Annotated in this window: 24 protein-coding genes; 11 read left to right on the top strand and 13 right to left on the bottom strand. The window is 67.5% G+C overall.

All coding sequences use genetic code 11. From position 1 onward, the window contains the following. Positions 1-153: 153 nt before the first annotated feature. The gene (locus tag ACFQ4H_RS31640; protein WP_377578340.1) at positions 154-924 is read right to left on the bottom strand and encodes a CPBP family intramembrane glutamic endopeptidase; all 771 of its coding nucleotides are present in this window, start codon (positions 922-924) and stop codon (positions 154-156) included. A 116-nt stretch (positions 925-1,040) separates the two neighbouring features. Here ACFQ4H_RS31640 and ACFQ4H_RS31635 point away from each other — a divergent pair, with 116 nt between their 5' ends. Beyond that, positions 1,041-2,156, top strand: coding sequence for a globin domain-containing protein (locus tag ACFQ4H_RS31635; RefSeq protein WP_377578337.1), 1,116 nt, complete (start codon positions 1,041-1,043; stop codon positions 2,154-2,156). 128 nt (positions 2,157-2,284) lie between these two features. Here ACFQ4H_RS31635 and ACFQ4H_RS31630 read toward each other — a convergent pair whose 3' ends face one another. After that, entirely contained in the window at positions 2,285-3,811 is a 1,527-nt protein-coding gene (locus tag ACFQ4H_RS31630) for a peptide deformylase (protein ID WP_377578334.1), read from the bottom strand. Between the two features lie 516 nt (positions 3,812-4,327). Between ACFQ4H_RS31630 and ACFQ4H_RS31625 the strand changes: the two genes are divergently transcribed. Beyond that, the gene (locus tag ACFQ4H_RS31625; RefSeq protein WP_377578345.1) at positions 4,328-5,050 is read left to right on the top strand and encodes an IucA/IucC family C-terminal-domain containing protein; all 723 of its coding nucleotides are present in this window, start codon (positions 4,328-4,330) and stop codon (positions 5,048-5,050) included. 29 nt (positions 5,051-5,079) lie between these two features. On the opposite strand, the gene ACFQ4H_RS31620 is transcribed toward ACFQ4H_RS31625, so the two are convergent. Next, entirely contained in the window at positions 5,080-6,972 is a 1,893-nt protein-coding gene (locus ACFQ4H_RS31620) for a glycosyltransferase family protein (RefSeq protein WP_377578331.1), read from the bottom strand. Positions 6,973-7,254: 282 nt separating this feature from the next. Between ACFQ4H_RS31620 and ACFQ4H_RS31615 the strand changes: the two genes are divergently transcribed. Beyond that, complete coding sequence (locus tag ACFQ4H_RS31615; protein ID WP_377578328.1) at positions 7,255-7,965, top strand: class I SAM-dependent methyltransferase; 711 nt, start codon at positions 7,255-7,257, stop codon at positions 7,963-7,965. A 144-nt stretch (positions 7,966-8,109) separates the two neighbouring features. Here ACFQ4H_RS31615 and ACFQ4H_RS31610 read toward each other — a convergent pair whose 3' ends face one another. After that, complete coding sequence (locus tag ACFQ4H_RS31610) at positions 8,110-8,655, bottom strand: YbhB/YbcL family Raf kinase inhibitor-like protein (protein ID WP_377578325.1); 546 nt, start codon at positions 8,653-8,655, stop codon at positions 8,110-8,112. Between the two features lie 134 nt (positions 8,656-8,789). Between ACFQ4H_RS31610 and ACFQ4H_RS31605 the strand changes: the two genes are divergently transcribed. Together ACFQ4H_RS31605 and ACFQ4H_RS31600 are read left to right on the top strand one after the other, a co-directional pair. Next, entirely contained in the window at positions 8,790-9,413 is a 624-nt protein-coding gene (locus ACFQ4H_RS31605; protein ID WP_377578322.1) for a TetR/AcrR family transcriptional regulator, read from the top strand. Between the two features lie 118 nt (positions 9,414-9,531). Beyond that, positions 9,532-11,145, top strand: coding sequence for an MDR family MFS transporter (locus ACFQ4H_RS31600; RefSeq protein WP_377578319.1), 1,614 nt, complete (start codon positions 9,532-9,534; stop codon positions 11,143-11,145). A gap of 144 nt (positions 11,146-11,289) precedes the next feature. Here ACFQ4H_RS31600 and ACFQ4H_RS31595 read toward each other — a convergent pair whose 3' ends face one another. The 4 genes from ACFQ4H_RS31595 to ACFQ4H_RS31580 all read right to left on the bottom strand — a co-directional run bounded on the left by ACFQ4H_RS31595 (position 11,290) and on the right by ACFQ4H_RS31580 (position 15,453). After that, positions 11,290-12,408, bottom strand: coding sequence for a hypothetical protein (locus ACFQ4H_RS31595; protein WP_377578316.1), 1,119 nt, complete (start codon positions 12,406-12,408; stop codon positions 11,290-11,292). A 29-nt stretch (positions 12,409-12,437) separates the two neighbouring features. Then, positions 12,438-12,761, bottom strand: coding sequence for a PadR family transcriptional regulator (locus ACFQ4H_RS31590; RefSeq protein WP_377578342.1), 324 nt, complete (start codon positions 12,759-12,761; stop codon positions 12,438-12,440). A gap of 88 nt (positions 12,762-12,849) precedes the next feature. Then, the gene (locus tag ACFQ4H_RS31585; protein ID WP_377578314.1) at positions 12,850-14,487 is read right to left on the bottom strand and encodes a TlrC/CarA/OleB/SrmB family ABC-F type ribosomal protection protein; all 1,638 of its coding nucleotides are present in this window, start codon (positions 14,485-14,487) and stop codon (positions 12,850-12,852) included. Positions 14,488-14,565: 78 nt separating this feature from the next. Then, the gene (locus ACFQ4H_RS31580; RefSeq protein WP_377578312.1) at positions 14,566-15,453 is read right to left on the bottom strand and encodes an SDR family oxidoreductase; all 888 of its coding nucleotides are present in this window, start codon (positions 15,451-15,453) and stop codon (positions 14,566-14,568) included. A 123-nt stretch (positions 15,454-15,576) separates the two neighbouring features. On the opposite strand from ACFQ4H_RS31580, the gene ACFQ4H_RS31575 reads away from it, so the two are divergent. Beyond that, the gene (locus ACFQ4H_RS31575; protein WP_377578311.1) at positions 15,577-16,197 is read left to right on the top strand and encodes a TetR/AcrR family transcriptional regulator; all 621 of its coding nucleotides are present in this window, start codon (positions 15,577-15,579) and stop codon (positions 16,195-16,197) included. 79 nt (positions 16,198-16,276) lie between these two features. Here the strand turns inward: ACFQ4H_RS31575 and ACFQ4H_RS31570 are convergent, their stop codons facing one another. Further along, complete coding sequence (locus ACFQ4H_RS31570) at positions 16,277-17,293, bottom strand: TerC family protein (protein WP_377578310.1); 1,017 nt, start codon at positions 17,291-17,293, stop codon at positions 16,277-16,279. A gap of 339 nt (positions 17,294-17,632) precedes the next feature. On the opposite strand from ACFQ4H_RS31570, the gene ACFQ4H_RS31565 reads away from it, so the two are divergent. From ACFQ4H_RS31565 to ACFQ4H_RS31555, 3 genes are read left to right on the top strand one after another with little or no spacing between them, the layout of a single operon-like run. Beyond that, complete coding sequence (locus ACFQ4H_RS31565) at positions 17,633-18,172, top strand: sensor domain-containing protein (RefSeq protein WP_377578308.1); 540 nt, start codon at positions 17,633-17,635, stop codon at positions 18,170-18,172. Positions 18,173-18,189: 17 nt separating this feature from the next. Continuing rightward, positions 18,190-19,533 carry a sensor histidine kinase gene (locus ACFQ4H_RS31560; RefSeq protein ID WP_377578307.1) on the top strand — a complete coding sequence of 448 codons (1,344 nt, stop codon included), beginning with the start codon at positions 18,190-18,192 and terminating at the stop codon, positions 19,531-19,533. Between the two features lie 8 nt (positions 19,534-19,541). After that, complete coding sequence (locus ACFQ4H_RS31555; RefSeq protein WP_377578305.1) at positions 19,542-20,186, top strand: LuxR C-terminal-related transcriptional regulator; 645 nt, start codon at positions 19,542-19,544, stop codon at positions 20,184-20,186. Between the two features lie 8 nt (positions 20,187-20,194). On the opposite strand, the gene ACFQ4H_RS31550 is transcribed toward ACFQ4H_RS31555, so the two are convergent. Together ACFQ4H_RS31550 and ACFQ4H_RS31545 are read right to left on the bottom strand one after the other, a co-directional pair. Beyond that, positions 20,195-21,439, bottom strand: a complete 1,245-nt coding sequence (locus tag ACFQ4H_RS31550; RefSeq protein ID WP_377578303.1) for a helix-turn-helix domain-containing protein — start codon at positions 21,437-21,439, stop codon at positions 20,195-20,197. Then, positions 21,436-21,720, bottom strand: a complete 285-nt coding sequence (locus tag ACFQ4H_RS31545) for a hypothetical protein (protein ID WP_377578302.1) — start codon at positions 21,718-21,720, stop codon at positions 21,436-21,438. Before ACFQ4H_RS31545 ends, ACFQ4H_RS31550 begins: the two co-directional genes overlap by 4 nt. Positions 21,721-22,268: 548 nt before the next feature. Here ACFQ4H_RS31545 and cutA point away from each other — a divergent pair. Further along, positions 22,269-22,601 (top strand): divalent-cation tolerance protein CutA, encoded by a 333-nt coding sequence (gene cutA, locus ACFQ4H_RS31540; protein ID WP_377578300.1) that lies wholly within the window; start codon positions 22,269-22,271, stop codon positions 22,599-22,601. Here the strand turns inward: cutA and ACFQ4H_RS31535 are convergent. Continuing rightward, complete coding sequence (locus tag ACFQ4H_RS31535) at positions 22,546-23,772, bottom strand: helix-turn-helix domain-containing protein (protein ID WP_377578298.1); 1,227 nt, start codon at positions 23,770-23,772, stop codon at positions 22,546-22,548. The two genes, cutA and ACFQ4H_RS31535, sit on opposite strands and share 56 nt — an antisense overlap. A 152-nt stretch (positions 23,773-23,924) precedes the next feature. Here ACFQ4H_RS31535 and ACFQ4H_RS31530 point away from each other — a divergent pair, with 152 nt between their 5' ends. Continuing rightward, the gene (locus ACFQ4H_RS31530) at positions 23,925-24,671 is read left to right on the top strand and encodes a GntR family transcriptional regulator (protein ID WP_377578296.1); all 747 of its coding nucleotides are present in this window, start codon (positions 23,925-23,927) and stop codon (positions 24,669-24,671) included. 196 nt (positions 24,672-24,867) lie between these two features. Here ACFQ4H_RS31530 and ACFQ4H_RS31525 read toward each other — a convergent pair whose 3' ends face one another. Further along, a complete protein-coding gene (locus tag ACFQ4H_RS31525; protein WP_377578293.1) occupies positions 24,868-25,404 on the bottom strand; it encodes an orotate phosphoribosyltransferase in 537 nt (178 codons plus the stop codon). Between the last annotated feature and the right edge of the window lie 291 nt (positions 25,405-25,695).

Raw genomic sequence — 25,695 nt, 5'->3', positions numbered from 1 at the left:
CGCTACGCCTCGCCGCGCGGCTGCTGCCCGGAGCGGCGGTGCTGACGACGGCCGCCAGCAACACGGCCGCGATCGAGCGGCTGGCGGCGCGGACGGTGTCCCGCTACCGCCAGCAGCGCCACCCGGCCCGCGCCTGACGGACCACGCAGAAGCTCAGAGCCAGTCGAACCACTCCCGGGGGAGCAGGGCATAGCCGACGAATGCCACCACGTCCAGCAGGGTGTGCGCGACGACCAGCGGCAGCACCCGTCGGGTACGCAGGAAGAACAGTGAGAAGACCACGCCCATGACCACGTTGCCGATGAACGCGCCGAACCCCTGGTAGAGGTGGTAGGTCCCGCGTAGCACGGCGCTCGCGGCGATGACCGCACCGACCCGCCAACCCAGTTCCCGTAGCCGGGTCATCAGATAGCCGACGACGATCACCTCCTCCAGGATGGCGTTCTGCGCGGCGGCCAGGATCAGCACCGGCACGGTCCACCAGAGGTCCGGCAGCCTGGCCGGCACGACGGTGGCGTTGATCCCCAGTTGGGCGGCGGCCCAGAACAGGGCAAGCCCCGGCAGGCCGATCGCGGCGGCCAGTGCCGTGCCCCAGGCCAGATCGCCCCCGGGCCGTCGGGCGTCCAGCCCGAGTTTGCCCCGGGCATCACCCCGGTCCCGGTTGATCAGGTGTACGGCCAGCAGCACTGGCACCAACGCAAAAATGATCTTCAGTAGTTGGTAGGTCAGGTCCAGCCAGGGTCGACTCGACTGGGAGGCGTTGAGCGTGGCGGTCTGCTGCCCGAGCGGCTGCTCGGCGGTCAGCCGGGCGATGATCGCCACGATCGCGTAGACCGCCGACTGGCCGAGGGACACGCCGAGGACCAGCAGCACCTCGGCACGCAGCGTCTTCCGGGAGGCCGGGCCGACCAGATCAACCGTCACCCGAACACTGTGCCCGAACCGGCCACACCGAGAAAGTGGCGGGCCGGCATCACCCGCTGGCCAAGGTCGCACATTCTGTACGACACATCCTGACGCTGGGTATGCACCCTTGAGCCATGGACAACCTCGCGCGGCTGTTGAAGGAGAGTTGGGTCCTGGTCGAGGAGCAGCGGGAGAAGGTCTCGGGCTACTTCTACGCGCGAATGTTCCTGACCGACCCGCGCCTCCGCGAGCTGTTCCCGGTGCAGATGGCCGGACAGCGGGATCGTCTGCTCGAATCGATCCTGACCGCGGCACAAACCATCGAGGACCCCGAGCGGCTGGACGGATACCTCCGCTCCCTCGGTCGCGACCATCGCAAGTACCACGTACGCCCGGAGGACTACGACACCATGGGGGACGCGCTGGTGGACGCGTTCCGTACCTGCGCCGGGGACGAGTGGACCGTCGAGTACGACCAGGCGTGGCGGGACGCGTACCGGATGATCGCCGATCGGATGCTGGCCGGCGCGGCCAGCGACCCCAACCCACCGTTCTGGCACGCCGAGGTGCTCACCCACGAACGGCGGGGTACGGACATCGCCGTGTTCACCTGCCAGCCACTGCAACACCCGCTCCCCTACAAGGCCGGGCAGTACGTCAGCCTCGAAGCACCCCGCTACCAGCCGCGCCTGTGGCGTACCTATTCGATCGCCAACGCGCCCAACGACGAGAACACCCTGGAGTTCCACGTACGCAGCCTCGGGGCCGGCTGGCTCTCCGGGGCACTGGTCCGGCGGGTCAAGCCGGGTGACCTCCTCCGGGTGGCCGCGCCGATGGGTTCCATGACCCTGGACCGGGACTCGACGCGGGACGTCCTCTGCGTGGCCGGCGGGGTCGGCCTCGCACCGATCAAGGCCCTGGTCGAGGAGTTGGCCCGCTACAACCGCACCCGCTGGGTGCACGTCTTCTACGGCGCGAACCGGTCCGAGGAGTTGTACGGACTGACCGAACTCTATGCCCTCGCCGAGAAGCACTCCTGGCTGTCGGTCATCCCGTGTTGCGGCGACGATCCGGACTTTGCCGGGGAACAGGGTGACGTGGTCGCGGTGATGACCCGTTACGGCCCGTGGACCTCGCACGACTGCTTCGTCTCCGGCTCGGCGGCGATGGTGCGGTCCACGCTCCGGGCCCTGGCCGAGGATCAGGTGCCACCGGAGAACATCAGATACGACACCTTCGGCGAGTTGTAGGAACTCGCCGCCATCGACCCGTCTCCCCCCAAAAAACCGGGTCTCGTGCCCTACCTCCAGGGCACGAGACCCGGTCCAGCTCCGCTGTCAGGGGTCGGCCAGGGTCCAGCCCGGCTGGCACGTCGTCGTCAGTAGTGCCAGGGAATCCCGGTTTCGCGGTACTCCTCCACCGGAACGAGCGGTACGCCGGGAGCCATCCGGTCGACGTACAACCGGCCCTCCAGGTGATCGATCTCGTGGGCGACCAGCCGGGCCATGGCGAACTCGAACGAGGTGATCATGCGGCTACCGTCCCAGTGGGCGTGTTCCACGTCGAGGCGCAGCGGCCGGGGCACCAGGCCGCGCATGTCGAAGAAGGACAGGCAGCCCTCGTACTGTTCGTCGGTCTCCGGTGCGCCGTCGACGACCCTCGGGTTGAGCAGCACGACCGGCTCCGCGTCGCGGTCCGCCGGCCGTACGACAGCGGCGGCCCAGGCGAGACCGATCTGCGGCGCGGCCAGTCCGACGCCCTTGCTGAACGGATGCAGCTCGTCGACCCGGGTCAGGGCCGCCCGCAGCCGGGCAACCACGTCCCGGGCGGTGGCCGCCTCCCGGGGTAGGTCGAACTGGCGGGCCGGCTGGCGTAGCAGGTCCGCCCCGCGCTGGACGATGCCGGCCGAGCGCATCCGCTCGCTGGCCCGGGCCCCGTCCGCCGGTCGGGCGTCAGGAGCGGTCGGCGGCGGCGACTTGAACCGCCATTCCAGGCGGTACCGGGCGTTCAGCGGCGGATTCTCGGTGGACCACTCGAACCGGGCCCGGCCGTCCTCCTCGTGGCGGATGACCGGCGTACGCAGTGGGCCCTCCTCGGCCGACATGGAGGTTTCCACGCCCCACACCTGCGGTTCCAGGTCGAGCGGCAGGTCCAGTCGGACGGCGAGTTGCCGGGTGGGCAGGCGGACGGCCCGCTGGAACCACTGGCCCCACTTCTCGTGTCCGACGCTGTAGGCGTATTCGATGGTGACCCGCTGTCCGGGGTAGAGCGGGAAGCGTTCCTCGCCGTTCTCGAAGAGCAACCACACCTCTTTGAACGCGTCGCGGTCGTGCTTCTTGCGCCACTCCATCGGCTCGCGGGTGCCCTGGTTGTCGCAGTACGCCTGGAGGTCCAGTTCGGCGAAGGTCAGCGGGTGCTCACGGTGGTGCCGGTTGGATCGTCCCGGGTCGCCGGGATACCGGTCGACGGCGACCCGGACCAGGTAGCGGGTGACCGGCTCGGTGCCCGCGTTGTAGAGCGCCCGGCGGATGACGCACCGGTAGGTGTTGTCCTGGTAGGACAGGGAAGCCAGTTCCTGCTCCACGATCAGACCGGTGCCGGGTGGCATCCACTGTTCGGGTACCGGCGGGTCGCGGTGGGTGTTCATGGCGGAGCGGGCGTGCCGGAGTTCGTCGTACTCCTGGTAACGCTTCCAGATCGCGCCGGACGCCCCGAGTACGGCTTCGGCACGGCGGGCGAAGTCTTCGGTCGGTCGATGCCGACGGCCTTCCACGTGGCTGACGTACGACGGGTCGAACCCCATCCGTGCGGCAAGTTGCTTCTTGGTCATGCCCTGCTCGACACGCCGCCGGGAGAGCTCGGCCGCGAACGAGTCGGCAGCCCGTTCGATGGGCGAGGTGGTCATGGAAGTCCTCATGGCCGGGAGCTTCAGTCTGCTTGCCGAACCGCCCACCAGGGCATGAGTGCCGCATTAACGACATTTGGCTTGACAATCAAACTACTATCGTCGATCCTAACGTGAGCCGCGACCCTATTTCGCGTTCACTTACCGCTGGCCAGCCACCGCCAGTCATCTTCACCCAGCTCATCCGTCGGCGTTCTGCCAACGCTCTGCCAAAAAGGTGACGAAGAACCCACCCACCCCCAGGTTAGGGTTCCCTCACCCCCAGCCGATCTGGTTAGGCTAGCCTTAGCTAGAGTGGTCGTCAGCAGACAGGCAACCGTCCGTACGGCGAGGCAAGACGCAACGGGTCGAGGTGACAGCGGTGACGCAGTGGCAACCCCAGCCGGCCGATGATTTCGGCCGTTCGCTGGTCAGCGGCGCTGCCGTAGCCATGGCTGGTGACGCCCAGTGACCTCCGCGATCGACCGCGCCTGCCTCGACGAACCGCTCGCCCCGGTGACCGCGTCGCTTCGGGCCATGTTCGGCACCGACGATCTACCCGGCCTGGCCCGGGGCCTGCTCGTCGACGATCTGACCGGCTGGCTGCCCGCCACCGAACTGGTCGACGGCAGCCGCCTGTCGGAACTGCTCGACGCCGCCGCCAACACCCTGGGCGCGGCACCCCACGCCGCCGCCGCGTTGGCCTGGAAGTCCTACACCTACTGGTTGGCCCTGCCCGTGGTGCTCGGTTGGGCCTCCGCCCGGCGGGTTCCACTGCCGCCCGCATCGGACGTGGTGGTCGACTTCAGCAACGAGCGACCGCTGCTGGCGATCGGCCTACGCCGCTCGACAACGGTCGCGGTCCTGCCTTCGGACCCGCTGGCCCTCTCCGGCCTGCCGCAGGTACGCGTCGTCGCCGACGAGGCCGAACTGCTCGGGACGCTGCGCACCGCACTGCTCGACGAACACCTGACCCCGCTGCTGGAGTCGATCCAGTCCCGAGTCCGGGTCGGTGCCCGTACGCTGTTGGGCTCGGTCGCCTCCGGGGTGGCGAACGGAATCCTGCGGGCCGCCGACACGCTGCCGGGCTCCTCGGCGCAGCACATCAACACGCTGCTGTCCGCGCTCGACGTCGACAACCTGATCGAACTGACCCCCGGTCCGAACGGGGGGCTGGCCGTGCAGCGCAAGACCTGCTGCCTGGCGTTCACCCTGCCGCAGCCGAAGTACTGCGCCGGCTGCTGCATCCGACCGTCCTGACCCGGCCACGGTAAGCGCCGCGCTGCCAGTCAGCCGACGATGGGGCGGACGTCCCACACCCACACACCGCCGATCCTCGTCGGCTCGATGCCGATGAGCCTGGTCATCCCGCGCCGCAGCGCACTGTCGTACCGCTGTGGGGCCAGGACCACCATCCCCGCGCGCCAGAATCGCAGGTCCTCGACCGCATCGGCCCGCAACTGGGCGGTGATGGTCGGCACCCGCCCGGTACGGCGGATAGTGTCGAGGAACGTACCCGTCGGGCGTTTCGGCGCGGTGAAAAGCGCGGTCCGGCTCCCGGTGCCGTCCGGTCGGGTCCCCGGGCCGAGGAAGTATCCCCCCGCCAGCCGCAGGTCCAGCCCGGTCTCGGCCGACCACCGCAGCGGGTCCGGGTAGGTGCTGGTCGGCAACGGCAGGGTGACCATCGTCCGGTCGCCCTCGGCGTAACCGCGCCATGCCCCGGAGGTGACGAACTCCGGGGTCTGCGGCACCCGGGTCGACGGCAGCGGGGTGGGGGCGACCGGCAGTAGGGCCATGACGGCCACGGTCACCCCGGCGAACCTGATCTGTCCGGCCGCCGCAGGATGTTGCCGGGCCAACCGGGCGATACGGTCACCGCCGAGCGCCAGCAGGATGCCGACGATCGGGGTGATCGCCACCGCCCACCGGGTCGGCACCGCCGAGTCGAGCACCGGCAGGTTGCCCAGCAGCCGCCACGGGCCGGGAACACCGGTCTGTCGACCGTCGAACCGGATGGCGGGCCCCAGCGAGAACAGGGCGAAGACCAGCCCGGCTGCGGCCAGCCCGACCACCGTGGCGCTACGGCGCATCCACAGCACCAGGGCGGCCACCAGGACGACCAGGGGCCAGCCGAAGAAGGCGTTCTCCTCGCTGGGGTTCTGGGTCAGCCGCTGCGCGGTCGCCGGATCACCGGCGATCGACTCGCGGGAGAAGGCCACGAAGGAGGCCAGATCGGCACCGTAGCGCCGGATGTCGCCCGGCAGCCCGTGATAGGACTGCGGGCCGAAGAACTGTACGTACAGCGGGTACGCCAGCAGAACCAGTACGACCGACGCAGCAACGCCGAGACCGGCCAGGAACGGCCGGAGGTCGCGCCGGAGTTCGGGGCGCAGGACGGCCGTCACCGCTACGAAGATGCCCAGGCCGACCGCGGTCATCAACAGCACCTCGAGGTTGATGAACGCCTGCCATACGACGAGCAGACCGAGCAGCAGACCGTTACGTCCCCACCGCCCCGCCTGCCGGAGGCGGAGTGTACGCCAGATGATCAGGGGTACGAGGAACTGCGAAACGATGTTCGGGTGGCCGTTGGCATGCGACACCATGCTCGGCGCGAAACCGCAGAAGAGTGCGCCGAGCCAGGCTGCCGCCCGGGATGTGACCACGTGTCGGGACAGCACGAAGTACCACGTCGTGGCGGTGGCGATCAGCGCCAGGGTGAGAAAGATGTTGAAGGTGAGGCGCGGGCCGAGCACCAGGGTCAACGGTGTCATTGGGATGGACACGGCCAACACCGACGTGTTCGCCATCATGTTCACGCCGCTGGGGGCGTTCATCCGATAGGAGACGAACGGATAGGCGAACTCGGTCACCACCCGGGCACCGTGCGCCAGCATCCACTCGAAGAATGCCTGGTCGACCAGATTGGAGCGAAGGCCGTGGGTCGGATGCCGCCACAGTCGCAGGGTGACCCAGAGGGCCGACACGACGAAGCTCAGCACCGCTCCTGCGTCCCGGATCCGGGGTTCGCGCAGCCAGCGGGCCGTACGTCCGGGCAGCGATCGGGTCGGCACCTCGGGCGGGGTCCGCGTCAGCGGCGCGCTGTCCGCCGGCGTACCGCCCGGCTCCAATTGATCCTCATCTGAATTGTTATCGTCGAGATGACGCTCAGCGAGGCTCATCGATCGTGAAGCACCATTGTCAACTCCTGGTTTCATCGACGGACCAACAGCTCCGGCACCAGAGGTAGTCATGATGACTCGGACAGTAACCGAGGGCGGTAGCCCATACGGGCATTTGCCAACATCAGCGAACTCTGTCCGAAATGACCGGCTCAGCTAAGCTAAAATGAGAAACCTTCGCATTCGGCCCCCGGCAGTGCCCCGATTTCCCTACCGTCGTCGTAGATGGTTCACTCTGTCGGTCCAGGTGCAAGTCGAGTTCAGATCGTGAGGAATCGACGCATGGCAGAAATCACTGGGGATCAGCGGGTCCAGTCCGAGGTCCTTGAAGGACTTGCCACCGCCGTCAACCACCGGCGATGGTTCGTCGAACTGGCAATACCGTACCTCGGTGACAACCCGATCGAAATCGGCAGCGGCCTGGGCGACTACGCCCTCGAATGGGCACCTCACTTCCGCCAGTTCACCGCCACCGAGGCCGACCCCGAGCGGCTCGTCCAGCTCAAGGAGCGGCTGGCCGACGAACCCAACATCGAGGTACGGCAGATGCTGCTGCCGCACTCCGAGCGGGGTGACTACAGCGCCGCCGTCTCGTACAACGTGCTGGAGCACATCGAGGACCACGTTGGTGCGCTGCGCAGCATGCGTGACCTGGTCCGCCCGGGTGGGGCCATCGTCCTGATCGTTCCGGCGTTCCAGTTCGCGATGAGCCCGGCGGACATCGCCACCGGCCACGTGCGTCGCTACACCAAGAAGACGATGCACGCCGCCCTGACCGAGGCGGGCCTGACGGTGGAGAAGCTGCACTACGCCAACGCGCTCGGCCTGATCGGCTACTTCATGGCGACCAGCGTCTTCCGCCTGATGCCCAAGGAAGGCCCGATGGTGAAGATCTACGACACCCTCGTGCTCCCGGTCACCAAGGCGGCCGAGCAGGTCGTCCGCCCACCGTTCGGCCAGTCGGTCTTCGCGGTCGCCCGGGTGCCCGCCTGACCGGTCGGAACCGCCGGCAGTGGTGGCACTGCCGGCACCGCGGGCGAGCCGCGATGCCGGCGACGACCGGCAGGGTCACCGCATGACCGACAGCGTCACTGCGGTTCGACCGGCAGGGTCACATCATCAGGATGACCGGCAGCGTCACTGCGGCGGGATCTGGTACGTCGGCCGGATCACCGCCCGCGCCAGGGTGTGGAAGGTCATGTTGAACCCGACGTAGGCCGGCGTCGAGTGCGGCGCCACGTCCAGCCGCTCGACGTCGAGGGCATGCACTGCGAAGACGTACCGGTGCGGGCGGTCACCCGCCGGCGGAGCGGCACCGCCGTACCCCTCCACGCCGTAGTCGTTGCGCACGCTGAACGCGCCACCCACGCCAGGTGCGGGGGTACGACCGGCACCCCGTTCCAGATCGGTCACCGACAACGGGACGTTCACCAGGACCCAGTGCCAGAACCCGCTGCCAGTCGGCGCATCCGGGTCGAAACAGGTGACCGCGAAGCCCCTGGTCGCGTCGGGGAAATCCGACCAGGCCAACTGCGGCGACAGGTTCGCGCCACCGACGCTGTCGTGGGCGAACTCCAGTCCCATCGGTTCACCATTGTGGACATCGTCGCTGATCAGCGTAAACGCCGGTACGGGCGGCAGCACCTCGTACGGGTCGGGCGCGATCTGGCGGTCCAGGAACATCTGATCTCCTCCCAAGGGACGGCTGGTTCCGTGCTCTTTCTACCCGGGGCACGCGCCCGGAGTGCGCCAGGTCACTCAACTGCATAATGTGAAAGTTTGCAGGCTCGGAAAAAATCGCTGTAGCGTGCAGCGTAATGACCGTTGACCAGGAAGCCGCCATGGGGCGTCGGGACCGCAAGAAGCAGCAGACCCGCGCCGCATTGATCACGGCTGCCCTGCGACTGGTCTCCGAACGGGGCGTGGACGCGGTCACGGTGGAGGACATCAGCGACGCGGCCGACGTCTCGTCCCGAACGTTCTTCAACTACTTCTCGTGCAAGAACGAGGCGCTCACCGGCGACGCCATCCGGGACAACCACCGACTCCTGGAGCGGCTGGCCGCCGTACCGGCAGATGTGCCGACGATCGGGGCCGTACGCCTCGCCCTGGAGGAGACCCTCCAGGAGATGCAGGCGAACCAGGAGCTGTGGCTGCTCCGGATGCAGGTGGTGGATCGCAACCCGTCCCTCCTGCCCCGGCTGGTGGCCAGCGGGGTGGAGACCGAGCGGGCGTTGGCGGGGCTCATCGCCGCGCGTACGGGTGTCGACCCGGACACCGACGTCTACCCGGCGCTCGTCGCCGCCGTGGCCAGCGCGGCCTGCCGGGTAGCGGCAGCGCGCTGGTTCGCCAGCGGTGGCCACAGGCTCCTCACCGAGCTGGTGGACGAGGCGTTCGCGACGCTCGCCGCCGGGCTGCCCGACCCCCGCCCGATCTTGTAGACCTGCTGGTCGACGCCGCACGTTCCGCTTCGGGCGGAGGCGTGTCCGTGTCGCCGGCCCGAACAGACCCGGGCGGACAAACGCCCTGTGCCGTGCACATACCGTGAGGAAGTAATTGATGACCGCCACCACCGCTGCGCCGGAGCCGGTGACCGCAGCCAACTCAGGGCGAATGTCCCGCCGTGAGGTGCTTCAGGCGCTCTCCGGCCTGATGGTCGGCATGTTCGTGTCGATCCTGGCCTCGACCATCGTGTCGAACGCCCTGCCCCGGATCATCGCCGATCTGAAGGGCACCCAGTCCGTCTACACCTGGATCGTCACCAGCGAACTGCTGGCCATGACCGCCACCGTCCCGCTCTGGGGCAAGATGGCCGACCTGTTCAGCAAGAAGCTGCTGATCCAGCTCTCCCTCGGCCTGTTCGTCGTCGGCTCGCTGATCGCCGGCCTCACCCCGAACGTCGAGATCCTGCTGGTCAGCCGGGTGATCCAGGGCATCGGTGCCGGTGGTATGACCGCACTGGCCATGATCGTGATGGCCGCGATGATCCCGCCCCGGGAACTCGGCCGCTACGCCGGTATCTTCGGCGCGGTCTTCGGTGTCGGCACCATCGCCGGTCCGCTGATCGGTGGCGTGCTCGTCGACACCTCGTGGCTGGGCTGGCGCTGGTGCTTCCTGATCGGTGTGCCGTTCACCCTGCTGGCGATCGTGCTGCTACAGAAGACCCTGCACCTGCCGGTCGTGAAGCGGAAGGTCAGCATCGACTGGCTCGGCGCCCTGCTGATCACCACCGGTGTCTCCACCCTGCTGATCTGGTCCTCGATGGCCGGAAACAAGTTCGCCTGGGCGTCCTGGTGGACCGCCGGCCTGGTCGCGGGCGGCCTCCTGCTCCTCGCCCTGGCCGTGGTCGTCGAGTCCCGTGCCGCCGAGCCGATCATCCCGCTCGACATCTTCCGTAACCGCACCGTCTCGCTGGCCACCCTCGCCAGCGTGCTCGTCGGCGTGGCGATGTTCGGTGGCACCGTCTTCCTGTCCCAGTACTTCCAGATCTCGCTGGGCAAGTCGCCCACCGTCGCCGGCCTGATGAGCCTGCCGATGGTCTTCGGTCTGCTGGTCTCGTCGACGGTGGCCGGGCAGCTCATCACCAAGTTCGGCAAGTGGAAGATCTTCCTCGTCGCCGGTGGCGCGATCATGACCGTCGGCATGCTCCTGCTCGGCACCATCGACGCGCAGACCAGCATGGTGGTCCTGTCCAGCTACATGGCGATCCTCGGCATCGGCGTCGGCATGCTCATGCAGAACCTGGTCCTGGCCGCACAGAACGACGTACCCGCCCACGAACTCGGGGCGGTCACCTCGGTCACGACCTTCTTCCGCAGCATGGGTGGGGCCATCGGCGTCAGCGCGCTGGGCGCGGTGCTGGCCAACCGGGTCGGCACCCTGATGGCCGAGAAGCTCGGCCCGCTGGCCCAGGGCGGCGACAGTGGCGGCGGCGAGGCCAAGGTGCCGGACCTGTCCAAGCTGGAAGGGCCGATCCTGAAGATCGTGCAGGACGTGTACGGCATCGCCACCGCCGAACTCTTCCTCATCGGTGCACCGTTCGCCGTACTGGCGCTGATTGCGGTGCTCTTCATCAAGGAGAAGCCGCTGCACACCACCAGCGGCTCCGAGCGGCTGGCGCAGGAGGAGGCCGCCGAGGCGGCAGCCGCTGCCGGTCCGGTGCTGAAGCACTGAGCCGAGGTGACATGCTGAGCCGAGGTGACATGCTGAGCCGACCGGCATCGGCCAGCTGACCAGGCGAAACCGTAGAAACCGGTGTGCCGGTGGGACAGGTCCGTCCCACCGGCACACCGGTTTTCACATCCAGCCGTACTACGGCTACGGGTGGATCAACTGCTTGCCCGTGGGCGCGCTACGAACGCCCGGCCGGGGCAGCGCGGCGAGGACGAGAGCCAGCAGTACGGCGACACAGCCGACGAGGAACAGCAGGGACGCCGTGGGCTGACCGAGCCACTCCCAGAATGGATGCCACTGCGGATGCGGTTCGCCGAGGTGGTGCTGCCACACACTGAGCACAGCCAGGAGGGTCGGGGGCCACCAGAGGAGCATGGTGACCCCGTACAGCGTGGTGGCGGTCGCCCGCACCATCAGATGGTGGCCGTCCGTACGACGGCTGGCCCAACCGAACAACAGCCAACCGACCAGTACGCCGAGCAGCCCGCCGGCTACCCCCGCATACGGGACGGCCGACGGGGTCCCTCGATAGAGACTCACCGAGAGGTACGGCGCATCCGCGTCGGTGGGTGGCCACTGGAAGGCGATCTCGACGAAGGTGTCCCCGCGAGACGCGGTGACCTCCGTCCTCGTGACCTGCATCAACGAATCGCAGTACTTGTCGATGCATCCGGTGTATTCGTCGACGACCGGGGCGTAGACGTGCCAGCCGGCGGCCCGCAGGCGCTCCTGCGTGAGGGGCATCAGCTGCGCCGGGTCGATCGGGGGCGTACCGGCGGCATGGGCGGAGGTGCTGCTGTGCCCGTACTCGCCGCCGTCGCCGAAGAGCAGACTGTCGGCGTTGTCCAGGCTGAGCGGCTGTGAGTAAATCACGAACAGGGCAGATGGCGTGGTGAGGTCGTCGAGGTCGTGCTCGGGCAGGACCGCGTCGAAGATCTCGGTGGCCTCTGCCCGGCCAGGTTGGGGCCGGGACGTCTCCCAGGCGGCGCGGGTGGCGATGGCGGCCGTGAACAGCCCGCAGATGGTGGCGGTGAGCGCTGCCCAGACGACGACGGCACGACTGTCCGGGCGCCCCAGCCGGGCTCGCATGCCGTGCCGGATCAGGTTGGCGGCCTCGGGGACTGTGGGGCGGGTACGCCCCGGCGGCGCGAGTTCGAGCAGCGTACCGATGATCTCCTCACCGCGTTCGCGCCGGTAGTCGCGAGGGTAGCTGAACAGTAGGCGGCGGTAGCGGCGCGTAAGGCGGTGGCCCGTCGTCGGCATGGCTCTCCCTCGAAGGTTGCGCGTACGGGTCAGGCGATGCTGGGTCGGGTGCTGCGCAGCCGGGTCTCGGCAGCGGTGGCGAGTTGCCGAAGGCGGGCGGTTTCGGCTTCGAGGATGCTCCGGCCATCACTGGTCAGCCGGTAGTAGCGGCGTAGCCGCCCGTCCACGACCTCCTCACGGTCACGTTCCACCAAGCCCTGAGCAGCCAGCCGGTCGAGTGCCGTGTAGAGAGTGCCGGGCAGCAGGGAGACCCGGTTGTCGGACAGGGCGGCTACCTCCTGGACGATGCCGTAGCCGTGCAGGGCGTCACCACCGGCCAACGCCGTCAGGATGAGGAACGTCGGCTCGCGCATCGGACTCACGTAGGCAACATATATCAATCATCGAACTATGATCCATCCACAGTGCCCGGTCTCCGATGTCCTGTTTTCACTCCTCAGGTCATCGACCGGTCAGTGTGAGGTCGCGATGGCGTGGTGTGACCTCCAACCGTGGGCCGGTGAAGGCGGAACGCAAACGTCGATCGTGCGTGACGATCACCAGCGCGCCCGAATAGGTTGCCAGCGCCTGTTCCAGTTCCTCCACCAGGGCGGGCGACAGGTGGTTGGTCGGCTCGTCGAGGAGTAGCAGGTCGGTGCGCTCGCAGACCAGCCGGGCCAGCTCAAGCCGACGCTGCTGACCGACGGAGAGCGTACGGACCTGTCTGCCGAGATCGGCAGCGCGGAACAGGCCCAGCCCGAGCAACATGTCGGCGTACTCGTCCGGACTCCCCGACCGGGCAGCTGCGAAGGCGGCCAGGAGCGTACGCCGGTCGGCTCCGGACCCGACACCCTGGCGTAGCCAGCCGATCCGTTCCGGCCGGCGGACCGTACCGGCGTCCGGGATCAGGTCGCCGGCCAAGACCCGGAGCAGGGTGGTCTTTCCCGCACCGTTCGGTCCGGTGACGAGCAGCCGCTGACCAGGCTCGATCCGTAGCGACGGCACGTCCAGCCGACCAGTGATCCGTACGTCCGTCAACTCCGCGACCGGACCGTCGGTGTCGCTCCGACCACCGGTGAGGTGGGCGGTGAACTGCAACGGCTGGGGTGGCGGCGGCACCGGATCGGCGGTGAGCCGCTGCAACCGCTCCTGAGCGTTGCGGATCCGACCCATCGCCCCGTGCGCCCGGGACCTGGCCCGGAACGCGCCTGCACCGCTGAACCCGCGTGGGAGCTTACGTGGGATGGCATCCAGCCGGACGACGTTGGACTCGGCCCGGTCCGTCTGCCGGGTTACGTCGGCACGCCACTGGTCGTACTCCCTGATCCAACGTGCCCGGGCAGCAGCCTTCGCACCCAGGTAACCGGCGTACCCGTTGCCGTAGCGGTGCACCGTACGAAGGTCGTGGTCGACCTCCAGGATCGTCGTGGTCACCCGGTCGAGGAACACCCGGTCGTGCGTGACCGCGACCACCGTCCCCCGGTGTCGGCGTAGGTGGTCCTCCAGCCAGGCGATCGCCGCATCGTCGAGATCGTTCGTGGGTTCGTCGAGTAGCAACAGTTCCGGCGCTGCCGCCAGGGTGGCGGCGAGGGCCAACCGGGACCGCTGCCCGCCGGAGAGGGTGCCGAGCGGCCGGTCCCGATCCAGACCGGGTTGCCCCAACCCGTGTAGCGCGATCTCCACCCGGGCGTCCGCCAGGTAACCGTCGCGTGCCTCGAACTCGGCAACCAGCCGGGCATATTCGGCCAAGTCGGTGGGAGTGGCGTTCGCCAACCCGGCCTCGGCCTGCCGGATCTGCTGTTCCAGGCTGCGTATGTCGGCCAGCGCAAGATCGATGGCATCGCCCACGACCGCGCTGTCGGGCAGGTCCAGGGTCTGGGCCAGGTAGCCGACGCCACCGGGCGCGACGACGGTCACCGACCCGTTGTCGGGACGCTCCCGGCCGGCAAGTAGCCGCAGCAGGGTCGACTTGCCGGAACCGTTGTCCCCGATCACCCCGACCTTGTCGCCCGGTCTGATGGTGAGTGAGATCCGGTCGAGCAGGACATCGTCGTCGTATCGCTTGGTCACTTCGGAGAGGGCGAGTTGCGCGTCAGGCATGGAATGACCGGTACGCATAAAGGTGTCCTCCGCTCAGTCGGGGTACGGATCCGGGGTGTTCTGGGGTCCGGGGCAGGTTCAGTTGCCGCCTCCTTCGGCAGGCGGTCCGGACGGTGCCGGGACGGCATGCTCAGCCGCTCGGCTGACCTGCTCCCAGCCGGCCCAGGTCTGCATCCGCTGCTGGGAGATGTCGAAGGCCAGGTCGTAGACCATGCTGCCGAGCAGCAGTCGCAGCGGCGGGTTCTCGCTGTCGACCAGCTTCATCAGCGCCTCGGCGGCCAACCGGGGTTCGCTGTCGACCGAGCCTTCGGACCACTGCTTCTCCAGTTCGGTCCGCAGCGGGACGTACGCGTCCAGCGGCGTGGTCGATCGCGCACTGGTGTACAGGTCGGTCCAGTAGCCGCCGGGCTGGATGATGCTGACCTTGACGCCGTACTGCGCGGCCTCCATCGACAGCGCCTCGCTCATCCCCTCCAGCGCGAACTTGCTGGCGCTGTACATGCCGGTGCTGGGGAACCCGCCCAGCGCGGCGATGCTGGAGACCTGCACGACGTGTCCGGAACCCTGGGCCCGCAGTTGGGGTAGGACCGCCTGGCTGACCCAGAGCGCGCCGAAGAAGTTGGTCTCGAACTGGGCGCGGGCCTCCGCCTCGGCGAACTCCTCGACCATGCCCATGGTCAACGTACCGGCGTTGTTGACGACGATGTCGAGTCGGCCGAAGTGCTCGACCGCCGTCGTGACGGCGGCGAAGACCGCGGTCCGGTCGGTGACGTCCAGGGGCAAGGCCAGCACCCTGCCCTCGTGCTTGGTGGCCAGTTCCTCGATCGTCGCGATGTTGCGGGCGGTGGCGACCACCCGGTCGCCGGCGTCGAGCGCTGCACGGGCGAATGCCTGGCCGAGGCCCCGGCTGGCCCCGGTGATGAACCAGACCCGACCGGGAGCGGTGGTGGATGGGGCGGTGGTCATGGGGTACTCCTCTTCCCCGCTTCCGAGACGGTCCGTCTCGTCTTGCGTGGAGAACTATCCACTCCCGGCGGCAGGTTGTCAAGACGGACCGTCTCGTCTCATACGTCGGCTATGCTGACGCCCGTGACGACGCAGCAGAGACGCCCCAGCTCATCCCGGCGCAGTGAGGCATCGCGGCAGGCCATCCTCACCGCCGCCTTCGAACTCGTCGGCGAGGTCGGCTACGCCAAACTGAGCATCGAAGGCATCGCCGCCCGGGCCGGCGTCGGCAAACAGACCATCTACCGCTGGTGGCCGTCGAAGGGCGCGGTCCTCTTCGACGCGTTCCTGGCGCTCAGCGCCGGGCCGGACGAACAGCAGGGACTACCCGACACCGGCGACCTCGAAGCCGACCTGAAACTGGTGCTGCGCAGCACCGTCGTCGAACTGAACGACCCCCGGTACGACGAACCGATGCGGGCACTCACCACCGAGATCCTCCATGATCCCGCCCTGGCCGCCAGCTACACCGAGCGCCTCGACGCACCGATGAAGGAGCTGAAGAAGCAGCGACTCCGCAGTGCCCAGCAGGCAGGTCAGCTCCGTACCGACCTCGACCTCGATCTCGCCGTCGACCTGCTGTGGGGGCCGCTGCTCAACCGCTGGCTGCTGCGCAGCGGCCCACTCACCGAGCAGTACGCCGACACGCTGGTCGAGACCACGCTTGCCGGCCTACGCCCACAGCGGCGGGACGTCGAAGCCTGAGCGACGCCGGCCTCCGTCGCTAGGACGAGCGACAACGAGCTACAACGAGCTACAACGAGCCACGACGAGCTACGACGAGCTACGACGAGGAGGGCCGCTGCTGATCCTCCCGGGCGCGCGGCTTGCCGGCGACAACGCCTGCGTGGGCACGGGCGGTAGGGTCGCGGCGGGTCTTGATCAGGCTGGCGACGGTGGCGACGGCGAGCACCCCGAGGATGACGGACAGCGAGACGGGCGTGGAGATCTCCGGCACGTTGGGGTTCAGGTCGACGTGCGCCCAGTGCAGGACGAGCTTCACCCCGATGAACGCGAGGATCACTGACAAGCCGGCCGACAGGTAGACCAGTCGGTCGAGCAATCCGGTGACCAGGAAGTACAGCGCCCGCAGCCCGAGCAGCGCGAACGCGTTGGCCACGAAGACGATGTAGGGCTGGTCGGTCACCCCGAACACCGCTGGGATGGAGTCGAGGGCGAACAGAAGGTCGGTACCACCGATCGCAATGAGCACCACGAACAGCGGCGTGAACATGCGGCGCCCATCGATACGAGTGGTCATCCGTCCGTTGACGTACTCGTCGGTGACCGGCAGCAGCCGTCGGGTGGCCCGTACCACCAGGTTGGTCTCGATGTCGGGGTCCTCGTTGCGGTGCCGGAACATCTGGACGGCGGTCCAGATCAGCAGCAGGCCGAAGATCAGGAACATGAACGAGAAGAGCGCCAGCAGGGTCGCACCGAGTGCAATGAAGATCGCGCGCAGGATCAACGCGGCGATGATGCCGAACGTGAGCACCTTGTGTTGATGCTCCTGGGGTACGGCGAACGTCGACAGGATGATGACGAAAACGAACAGGTTGTCGACCGAGAGACTCTTCTCGACGATGTAGCCGGCGAAGTACTCGGTGCCGTAGTCCCACCCGACGATCCCGGCGAAGACCAGGCCGAAGATCACTGCAACGGCTATGTAGAACACCGACCATGCCGTGGCCTCGCGGAATCCGACCACGTGTGGCCGCGCCACACCGACGAGCAGGTCCAACGCCAGCAGGGCCAGGATCACTCCGATCGTCACAACCCAGCCCAACAGGGTGATTTCCATCGACACCTCTCCTGTTGCTCATGGTGTCGCCGACACCGGTATCACAGGCTTCGCTCTGCCCCTGGCCTCACTGCCGCCCTTCGCCACTCGACCCTGCCTACGATGAAGCACCGTCACCTGCTGCGATGGAAGACGCGCCCATCGCACAGCACCGCTTCCGATACGCGAACCCCCGCTCAGTGCCACCACCCCCCTTCGCGGCGAACGCTTTCGCGGCGGCGAACGCTCAACGGTTCGGTTAACCGAACCCTCAGGTTCCGTGGCTGCACCATGGGATCGCCAGCCCTCGCCGACAAGCATGGACACATCACGTTCTGCCTGCTCGGAAGGGTGTTCCCGATGGCTGCCACGCCTACACTGACCCACCGCCCGGCGATCCGTCGCTCGTCGGCTCGCCGTACCGCTGTACCGGCCTGGCTGCGGGCACCGTTCACCGCCGACACCTGGCGGCGGACCGCGTACGCAATGATCGCCCTGCCCGTCACGCTGGTGAGCGTGCCGTTGGCCCTGGTCGGCGGCCCGGCCGGCCGGTTGCAGCGCCGGGTCGCCCGCTCCCTGCTGCGCCTGGACGTCGCCGAACCACAACGGACCGGCGTACGGGCGCTGGTCCACGCCGTACTGGCGGTCCCGCTCAGCCTCCTGGTCCTGCTGATCACCGCGTACGGCTGGTCGATCGCCCTGCTCAACCTCGCCTACCCGGCCCGGATGCTGCTCGGTTGGGGCGCCGGTGGCCCGGATGCCTGGGGTGGGCCCACCCTGATCGGCGCCTGGGCCTTCCATGCCGTGTTCGGCGGACTGACCTTCCTGCTGGCGATGCCGTGGATCGTCCGGGGACTCACCTGGCTCCAGGGCCGGCTGGTACGCGGCCTGCTCGGCTGACCGGGCAGGATGCCAAGGTGCGAAGCATTTGGCAGGTCGCTCACCGGGTCCTGCGGGCACCGGTCACCCGCCGGGCCTGGGCCGAACTGGCGTACGTCGTCGCCGGCTTCCCGCTCACCTGCCTGGGGGTCGCCTACGTCCTCACCGGCGCGTTCCTCAGCGCCGGTCTGGCGATCACCGCCCTCGGCGTTCCCCTGCTGGCGCTGCTGGTCCCCGGTGCGCGTGGTCTGGCCCGGGTACGCCTCGGCATGGCCCGCACCCTGCTGGGCGAGAACATCGCGTCGCCCGCGCCGTTCCGCCCCGGTCCCGGGTTCTTCACCCGGATCCGGGGCGGGCTGCGCGACACGACCGGCTGGCGAGCGGTCGGATACCTGCTGGCAGCCCTGCCGGTATCCCTGCTCAGCCTGTGGGTGGTCATCGTCACCTGGGCCTGGGGATTGGTCGCGCTGACCTATCCGATCCAGCACATGCTGGGTGTCAACCAGATGACCATCGTGGACGCCGACGGCGTCACCCGGACCGGGTTCATCCTCGGCAGCCTCGTCCTCGACACCTGGCCCGAGCTGTTGGTGGTCAGCGCGGGTGGCGCATTGCTGCTGCTCCTGGCCCCGTGGGCGGTACGCGCAGTGGTCCTGCTCGACCGGCTCCTGATCCGGAGCCTGCTCGGTCCCGACCGGTCGACACAGCGGATCGCGGACCTGCGGCGTACCCGGGCACATGCGGTCGACGACGCCGCCGCGACGCTGCGCCGGATCGAACGCGACCTGCACGACGGCGTACAGGCCCGGCTCGTGGCGCTCGGCATGAACCTGACCATGGTCTCCGAGACCCTCGGCGACGACACCTCCGAAACGACCCGCGCCCTGCTGGCTGCCGCCCGGGACAACGCAAAGTCCGCGATCACCGAGCTGCGGGATGTCGTACGCGGCATCCACCCGCCCGTCCTCGACAGCGGGATCGACGCGGCGATCGCCACCCTCGCCGCCCGCAGCCCGATCCCGGTCGACCTGCGTACCGACATCACCACCCGGCCAACCGCGGCGATCGAGACCATCGCCTACTTCTGCGTCGCCGAACTGCTCACGAACATCGCCAAACACAGTGGAGCGAGCCGCGCGACCGTCGACGTGACCCAGCCCGGCGGGCGCCTGCACCTGCGGATCAGTGACAACGGCAAGGGCGGCGCGACCCTCAGCAGCGCGAAACTCGGCAGCGCGAAACTCGGCAGCGCGAGCCTCGATGGTGGCACCGGACTACGGGGACTCGTCGACCGGGTCGCCACCGTCGACGGAACCCTGAACCTGGTCAGCCCACCCGCCGGGCCTACGGTGGTCACCATCGACCTGCCGCTGCACACCTGAGGGCCGACATGCGAATCATCCTGGCCGAGGACGCCGCCATCCTGCGCGAAGGGCTGGCCCAGCTTCTCGCCCTGCGCGGCCACCAGGTCACCACCGTCGGAGACGCCGCCGCGCTGCACACCGCCGTCACCGAGGCTCCACCCGACGTCGCGGTCATCGACATTCGGATGCCACCCACCCACACCGACGAGGGGCTACGGGCGGCCATCGAGCTACGCCGACAGCTCCCGGGACTCGGTGTCCTGCTCTTCTCCCAGTACGTCGAGACCCGCTTCGTCGGTGAGTTACTGGCCGAGGGCTCCTCCGGCGTCGGCTACCTGCTCAAGGAACGGGTCGTCGACATCGACGACTTCATCGACGCGCTCAACCGGGTCGCTTCCGGCGGGACCGCGTTGGACCCCGAGGTCGTGACCCAACTGTTCGGCGCCAACCGACGTACCGACGGCATCGGGACGCTCACCCCCCGGGAACGGGAAGTGCTCGCTCTCATGGCCGAGGGCCGTACGAACGCTGCGATCGCAAGGTCGTTCGTGGTAACCGAACGTGCCGTCGAGAAGCACATCGCCAACATCTTCAGCAAGCTCCAGCTACCGGCATCGGATACCGACCACCGCCGGGTGCTGGCCGTACTCCGCTACCTCGAAGGACGCTGAACGGCGGCTCACAGCCGTACGCCCATCTGTTGGGCCAACCGCGCTACCGGCGCGGGCGGCGTGCCCGGGGTCTGCCGTAGCACGTCGGACATCACTTTGTGGGCGATGGGTCGGCAGCGGATCTCGGCGGGCGCGAGCTGGTCACCGTGCAGCAGGGACTCGCCGGCCCGGTCCACGGCCCCGATCTGCGCGTACGCGTGAGCCAGGACGAGCTGGTGGTTGGCTCGCCGTTCCGGCATGAGTACGGCAAGCCGATCCGGATCGATCTCCGCCTGGTTGATTCGGATGGCCCGGTCACCGTCGCCCAACTGCACGGCGGCGGCAGCCTGATGCAGGGTGAGGTTGGTGGGTCCGAAGCCGGTCCAGCAGTGGTTGTGGTCGCCGCCCTCCAACTGCGCGGCGGCCTCAGTCGCCATGGTGAACAACGCCCGTACGCTGGCGCGGTCGCCGAGTCTGGCCGCCGCCATCGCGGCCTGGAGCAACAGATGCCCATGTACGGAGATCTGCTGTTGGCTTGCCGTCCCACCAGGAGAGAGGGCGGTCGCGGCGATCGTGGTGATCTCCAGGGCCGATCGGATCCGGCCGAGGCCGATGAGAGCCTGACCGAACTGGCCAGCGGCCATGCCGGTGAGCAGGTCGTCTCCGGCGCGTTCGGCGATCGTCATGGCCCGGTCTGCCGCGATCCAGGCCAACCGGTGGTGCCCGAGTTTCCGCAGCAGCGCCGAAGCGAGCTGGTAGACCTGCCCGTGCAGGTGGGTGGCCTCCCTGACGTGCTCGACCGGAACCCGGAAGGCCAACTCGGCGGCCTGCGTGTCCCGCAACAGTTTCGGCAGCGCCCTGACCAGCACCGGATACCTGCCGTGCTGATAGGTGAGCCACGCGTTGCGCACCGACCTGCGCACCTCTTCCAGTGGCGAAAGACCGGGGGCAGGTGCACTGCCTGGCAGCAACTCGTACCGTTCCAGGGCTGTCTGCAAATCCCCGATCTCCCCGGCGGTGATGAGGGGCGAGGCCGCCTCGAACGGCTGCGGCTGATGGCCCTTCGGCAACAGCATCTGCACGTCGATACGCAGGACCGTGGCGATCTCGTACAGCACCGAAAACCTGCCCAACCCACGTACGCCACGCTCCACCTTCTCGACCCAACTCTTCGACTTACCGAGCCGATCGGCGAACAACTGCTGCGACAGGCGCCGCCTGCTACGCCAGTACGCCACCCGCCGACCGACCGGCAACTCGTCTTCGCTGGTCACACCGGTCCCGCCGCGACGGCTCGTCGGATGGCCTCCACCCGTACGCGCAGCTCGATACACGGCGGGTGTGATTCGCTGGTGGGCCAGGTGCAGGAAATCGCATGGCCGGTGACCCAGACGGAAACCGCCGTCGCCGTGGCCCCGTCCGAATGGACCTTCTCCACCACGACGACCACGTCATGCGGGTCGTCGCGGGTGGCCTCGTCGGGGTGGTACCAGTCCGCCGAGTTCAGGGTGAGCACCGTGCCAGGCGGAACGTACGGCAGGTCCGGCGTAATCATCGGCCACCCCTGGAGAGAAGGAGCCCGATGATCCGTGGCCGGCGGACTGCCGGCCGGGTGCCGGCCCGGTGACCACCTCGATAGCCGGACGGACGAACCGGCGCACGATGCCGGCTCACCGCATGTCTCCACAGAGCCGAGTCGGACCAGGTGGCTCAGGTGGCTCCTGGCCATCATCAACAGGCGGGCTTACCGGCAGCGGCCTCGGGATTGGCGGGGTCGGTGTCGGGTCAGAGGGATCATCGGATTTCGCTGGTCTGCCCCTGCTCCAACTAAGCCACTTCGGTCTGCTCACCACGCATTCCCTTCGTCTTTGGAGGCGCGACGAGCTAATGCCTTAATTGCACTGACTGCCCTGCGGGAGCGAACACACGGCAGCAATACGTCGCACCTGATTCCGATGGGCGCAACAGTGAATTGGCACGGTCACGCCAGCGATTTCAGGCTGCCGAAGTCGAACCGCCGAGATCTAGTCATCACGTGTCCGCCGCAGGTTGGCCGATGTCCGCGGACACTCATCAGCAATTCGAACGGCTAACCTGACGGGTGTGACCGACTACCTTGAGGTATCGACAGCAACTGCGACCCAGACCGAGGCTGTAGCCCTTGCCGAGTCCGTCGTTGCGGCCCGCCTAGCCGGGAATGCCCAGGTCATTGGCCCCGTGGTCAGTGTGTTCTGGCATCTCGGCGAACGCGGCACCGGTCAAGAGTGGCGGCTCTTGCTCTACACGACAGCGGGTCGGTATCAGGCCCTCGAAGCACACCTGCTGGAACACCATCCATGGGACAACCCACAGATCACCGCCACCTCGATCGTGGCCGGCTCTACGGCTTGCCTGAAGTGGTTGCGACAGTCCGTCGACGACGACCCCACTCCCTAGCCTCCTGCTTCAGGTCGGCAACACAGGGCAGCGCCGCATGGGGATCCAGTCGATCGAATACCGCCTGAAGACGGCCCCCGGGTCGAACCGACCCGACACCAGCCGCAAGCTTCATGGCCTTACGGACTGCAACACATGCGTGCTCGATCTCGTTCGCGTCGAGATAGGCGTCGGCCAACCACAGTAGGTAGAGAGCCTTGTCTCGACCATGTGTGTCCTCGTAAGCGCTCAAAGCCCGTTCAAGGGCGGGTATCGCTCGGACTGGCCGGTGCAGCACCGTCCAGCACCGGCCAGTCATGATCTCAAGCTCAACCTGATCTACCCAGTACACCCAGTCGGGCTCAGGACGCTCATCATCGTCAGCTAATGCTGCCGCTCCGATCCCCAAGTGGGCAGCAGCATCAGCAGCATGTCCGGATACCGCGTACGCCCAGGCCGCACGAGTGTGCAGCAGCAATCGCACTCGTGGAGTGGCGCTGGTTCCGGCAGCGTCACAAGCGGCGGCAGCAGTCTCCGTAGCTGTCCGGCCTGTCGCACCGTAAGCCAGAAACGCAAAGGCATTCGCGGCCAGCGCTTCATCCGCACTGTCCCGGGCCGCGTCGAGGCTCAACCGGTAAAGCCGGTCCGCGTCATCCTGACGACCACCGTCGAACGCCGCCCAGCCAGCCATCTGCGCCTGCTCCGCCAAGACCGACAGCAGCGACCTGCCTGTCGCCTCAGTGTAGGAGCCTTCCCGGACCAACCGCATCGTGGACTCGACCTCAGTCGCGTACATCGGGTAGGTGTCGATCCCGCCAAGGTAATCATCGATGCGGCGCAACCGAGCGGTACGGTCGAGGAGCTGCTGTGGAACATCAGCGCCGACCTTCCGCCCTGAAACGAGAAGCGTGTGGGGTAGAACTGCTGCGAACCCAGCCGCAGCGACAAGATCGCGACGCCGCACGCCGTCTGGCTGCGACGCTGCCAGCATCGTCAAGACCCCACCCGCGTCGAGCGCGTCATCGATTCGCTGTGCGACTTGAGGTGTTGGCTGTTTGCGGCCAGTCTCCAGCTCGTGGATGTACGTCTTCGCGTGGAAGGTCAGTTTCGCGAGGGCACGGATGGACAGGCCACGCTCGGCACGCAACTGTCGCATGCGGTCGGCGAACGACGGGGTAACGGGCTTCGACATCAAACCGTCCCAGGTGCAGGCTGGGAACCCGCCCTATCGCTACTTGGACAGGCCCTGTACGCCGAACCATAACACAAGGTGACCCGTTCGACACCCACCGTTCAAACTAGATGTTATGTAATCGACTGGTCGGGTTGACCGGAGGTATTCCCATGCCGAAAACGCCTGCATATCTGCAAATCGCAGCTGATCTACGCGCCCAGATCGTCGCTGGAGACATAGCACCGGGATCGAAGTTGCCGAGCGAGTCCGCACTCATGCGCCAGCACGGCGTCAGTCGCACAGTTGCCAAGTGGGCGATCAGCGTCCTGAAGGGTGAGGGCCTGGTCGAAGGCCGTGCTGGGTCCGGCGTCTACGTACGCGAGATGCGGCGGCTGGTCCGATACGCGCCCAATCGCAGCCATCGGAACTCTGCTTCAACATCACCGTTCGCGTCAGACGCCGAGCAAGCCGGCCAGCAGCCAAGCTGGGAACACGCAAGCCGGCACGGCACCGCCGATGAACGGATCGCCGCTCGCCTCGGCATCGAGCCCGGCGCACCCATCATGCGCACCGACTATCGGTTCATGGCCGACGGCGAGCCCGTACAACTCTCCACATCGTTCGAGCCACTGGCCGTCACGGCAGGTACGTCGGTGGAGTGGCCGGAAGATGGAGTTGCTGTTGGCGTGGTGGCCAGAATGGACCACATCGGCGTGCACGTAGATGAGCAGGTCGAACGTATCTCGGACCGCGCAGCGACACCGACCGAGGTCGAGGCACTTTGTCTACCAGCCCGGTCAGTTCAGGTGCAGGTAATCAAGCGCACCTACTACGCCGATGGCGTGCCCGTGGAAACCGCAGACATTGTGTTGCCCGGCAGTCGGTACGAGCTGGTGTACCGGATGCCAGTCGAATAACGTTCTGACCTGCATCTGAGCAGATCGACTAGCACACATCACCGAGCGCGTCCCGGCCTGCCCAACGTCATCGACGCACAGGTAGCGACCAAACTCAGCGATGGCTATGGCCGGTTTCTGGACAGCTCTACGACCAAGACCTTCACGCAGCTACCGGAAGCGGCATGAGCAGGCACTACCATGGCGTCAGCAGGTTTTACCTGTCCAGAGCGGCTGCGCTGTCAAGGTCGGCACGGGTCAGAAGCGCCCGCAATTCGATGTCCTCAGCCGCCAGCGCCCCGGCTCCCCCTTCCTGCCGATCGATCACGCACAGCGCGGAATCGACGCATCCGCCAAGATCACGTAGATGCTGTGTCGAAACCACAACCTGACCGCCGGACGTCACCACGTCCTCCACCACAAGCACCCGACGTCCGGCGACATCAGCGCCTTCAGCCAGCCGAGCGGTGCCATACGGCTTCGCCGCCTTCCGAACGAAGGCGCAGGGTAGCCCAGTGTGCCGACCGAGGGCGGTCACCACCGCAATGCCGCCCATCTCCAATCCGGCCAGCACCTGCGTGCCGACTGGCACCAACGCCGCCATATGTTCGGCCAAGGCATCCAGCAGGACCGGGTCAGCCTCGAACTGATACTTGTCGAAATACTCGTCAGCCACCCGACCGGAGCGCAACACGAACCGGCCGGTCAGACGGGAGGTGGCATGGACCTGACGCGCTAGATCAGAGAGATTCACAGGGCAATATTGACAGCCGTCGCACATGCGATCGCCGCAGGCTGCCTACCAGCTCGCAACGATCGAAGTCCCTGGCAAAGCACCTAACCACCGAGGAAATGGGAGTCCCTGGATCATCCCCCTGGAACAACCCACAAATCACCGCGCGGAGATCACGAGCGGACCTAGTGTCGCGTAATTGAGATCTCTTACCCGTTGGGAGTGTGGTCAGGGAGCCTGCCGCGGAGGCTGTCGAGCTGCCCCGCCTGTGCGCCCGTTGCGGCGTCGACCCAAGCGGACACCTCCTCGGCC

Source organism: Micromonospora sonneratiae (assembly GCF_042679305.1).
GTDB lineage: Bacteria > Actinomycetota > Actinomycetes > Mycobacteriales > Micromonosporaceae > Micromonospora_H > Micromonospora_H sonneratiae.
This window is presented reverse-complemented; position numbering and strand designations above follow the sequence as displayed.

Bases quoted from the DNA above. Each gene is read 5' to 3' on its own strand.
- ACFQ4H_RS31590 (WP_377578342.1), bottom strand. From the start codon at position 12,761: ATGCGCGAGCCGACGTTCCTCATCCTGACGGCGTTGGCCGGTGGTGAC.
- ACFQ4H_RS31625 (WP_377578345.1), top strand. From the start codon at position 4,328: ATGTTCGGCACCGACGATCTACCCGGCCTGGCCCGGGGCCTGCTCGTC.
- ACFQ4H_RS31570 (WP_377578310.1), bottom strand. From the start codon at position 17,293: ATGGAAATCACCCTGTTGGGCTGGGTTGTGACGATCGGAGTGATCCTG.
- ACFQ4H_RS31530 (WP_377578296.1), top strand. From the start codon at position 23,925: ATGCCGAAAACGCCTGCATATCTGCAAATCGCAGCTGATCTACGCGCC.
- ACFQ4H_RS31580 (WP_377578312.1), bottom strand. From the start codon at position 15,453: ATGACCACCGCCCCATCCACCACCGCTCCCGGTCGGGTCTGGTTCATC.
- ACFQ4H_RS31545 (WP_377578302.1), bottom strand. From the start codon at position 21,720: ATGATTACGCCGGACCTGCCGTACGTTCCGCCTGGCACGGTGCTCACC.
- ACFQ4H_RS31565 (WP_377578308.1), top strand. From the start codon at position 17,633: ATGGCTGCCACGCCTACACTGACCCACCGCCCGGCGATCCGTCGCTCG.
- ACFQ4H_RS31555 (WP_377578305.1), top strand. From the start codon at position 19,542: ATGCGAATCATCCTGGCCGAGGACGCCGCCATCCTGCGCGAAGGGCTG.
- ACFQ4H_RS31595 (WP_377578316.1), bottom strand. From the start codon at position 12,408: ATGCCGACGACGGGCCACCGCCTTACGCGCCGCTACCGCCGCCTACTG.
- ACFQ4H_RS31620 (WP_377578331.1), bottom strand. From the start codon at position 6,972: ATGAGCCTCGCTGAGCGTCATCTCGACGATAACAATTCAGATGAGGAT.
- ACFQ4H_RS31600 (WP_377578319.1), top strand. From the start codon at position 9,532: ATGACCGCCACCACCGCTGCGCCGGAGCCGGTGACCGCAGCCAACTCA.
- ACFQ4H_RS31635 (WP_377578337.1), top strand. From the start codon at position 1,041: ATGGACAACCTCGCGCGGCTGTTGAAGGAGAGTTGGGTCCTGGTCGAG.
- ACFQ4H_RS31610 (WP_377578325.1), bottom strand. From the start codon at position 8,655: ATGTTCCTGGACCGCCAGATCGCGCCCGACCCGTACGAGGTGCTGCCG.
- ACFQ4H_RS31535 (WP_377578298.1), bottom strand. From the start codon at position 23,772: ATGTCGAAGCCCGTTACCCCGTCGTTCGCCGACCGCATGCGACAGTTG.
- ACFQ4H_RS31615 (WP_377578328.1), top strand. From the start codon at position 7,255: ATGGCAGAAATCACTGGGGATCAGCGGGTCCAGTCCGAGGTCCTTGAA.
- ACFQ4H_RS31585 (WP_377578314.1), bottom strand. From the start codon at position 14,487: ATGCCTGACGCGCAACTCGCCCTCTCCGAAGTGACCAAGCGATACGAC.
- ACFQ4H_RS31630 (WP_377578334.1), bottom strand. From the start codon at position 3,811: ATGACCACCTCGCCCATCGAACGGGCTGCCGACTCGTTCGCGGCCGAG.
- ACFQ4H_RS31605 (WP_377578322.1), top strand. From the start codon at position 8,790: ATGACCGTTGACCAGGAAGCCGCCATGGGGCGTCGGGACCGCAAGAAG.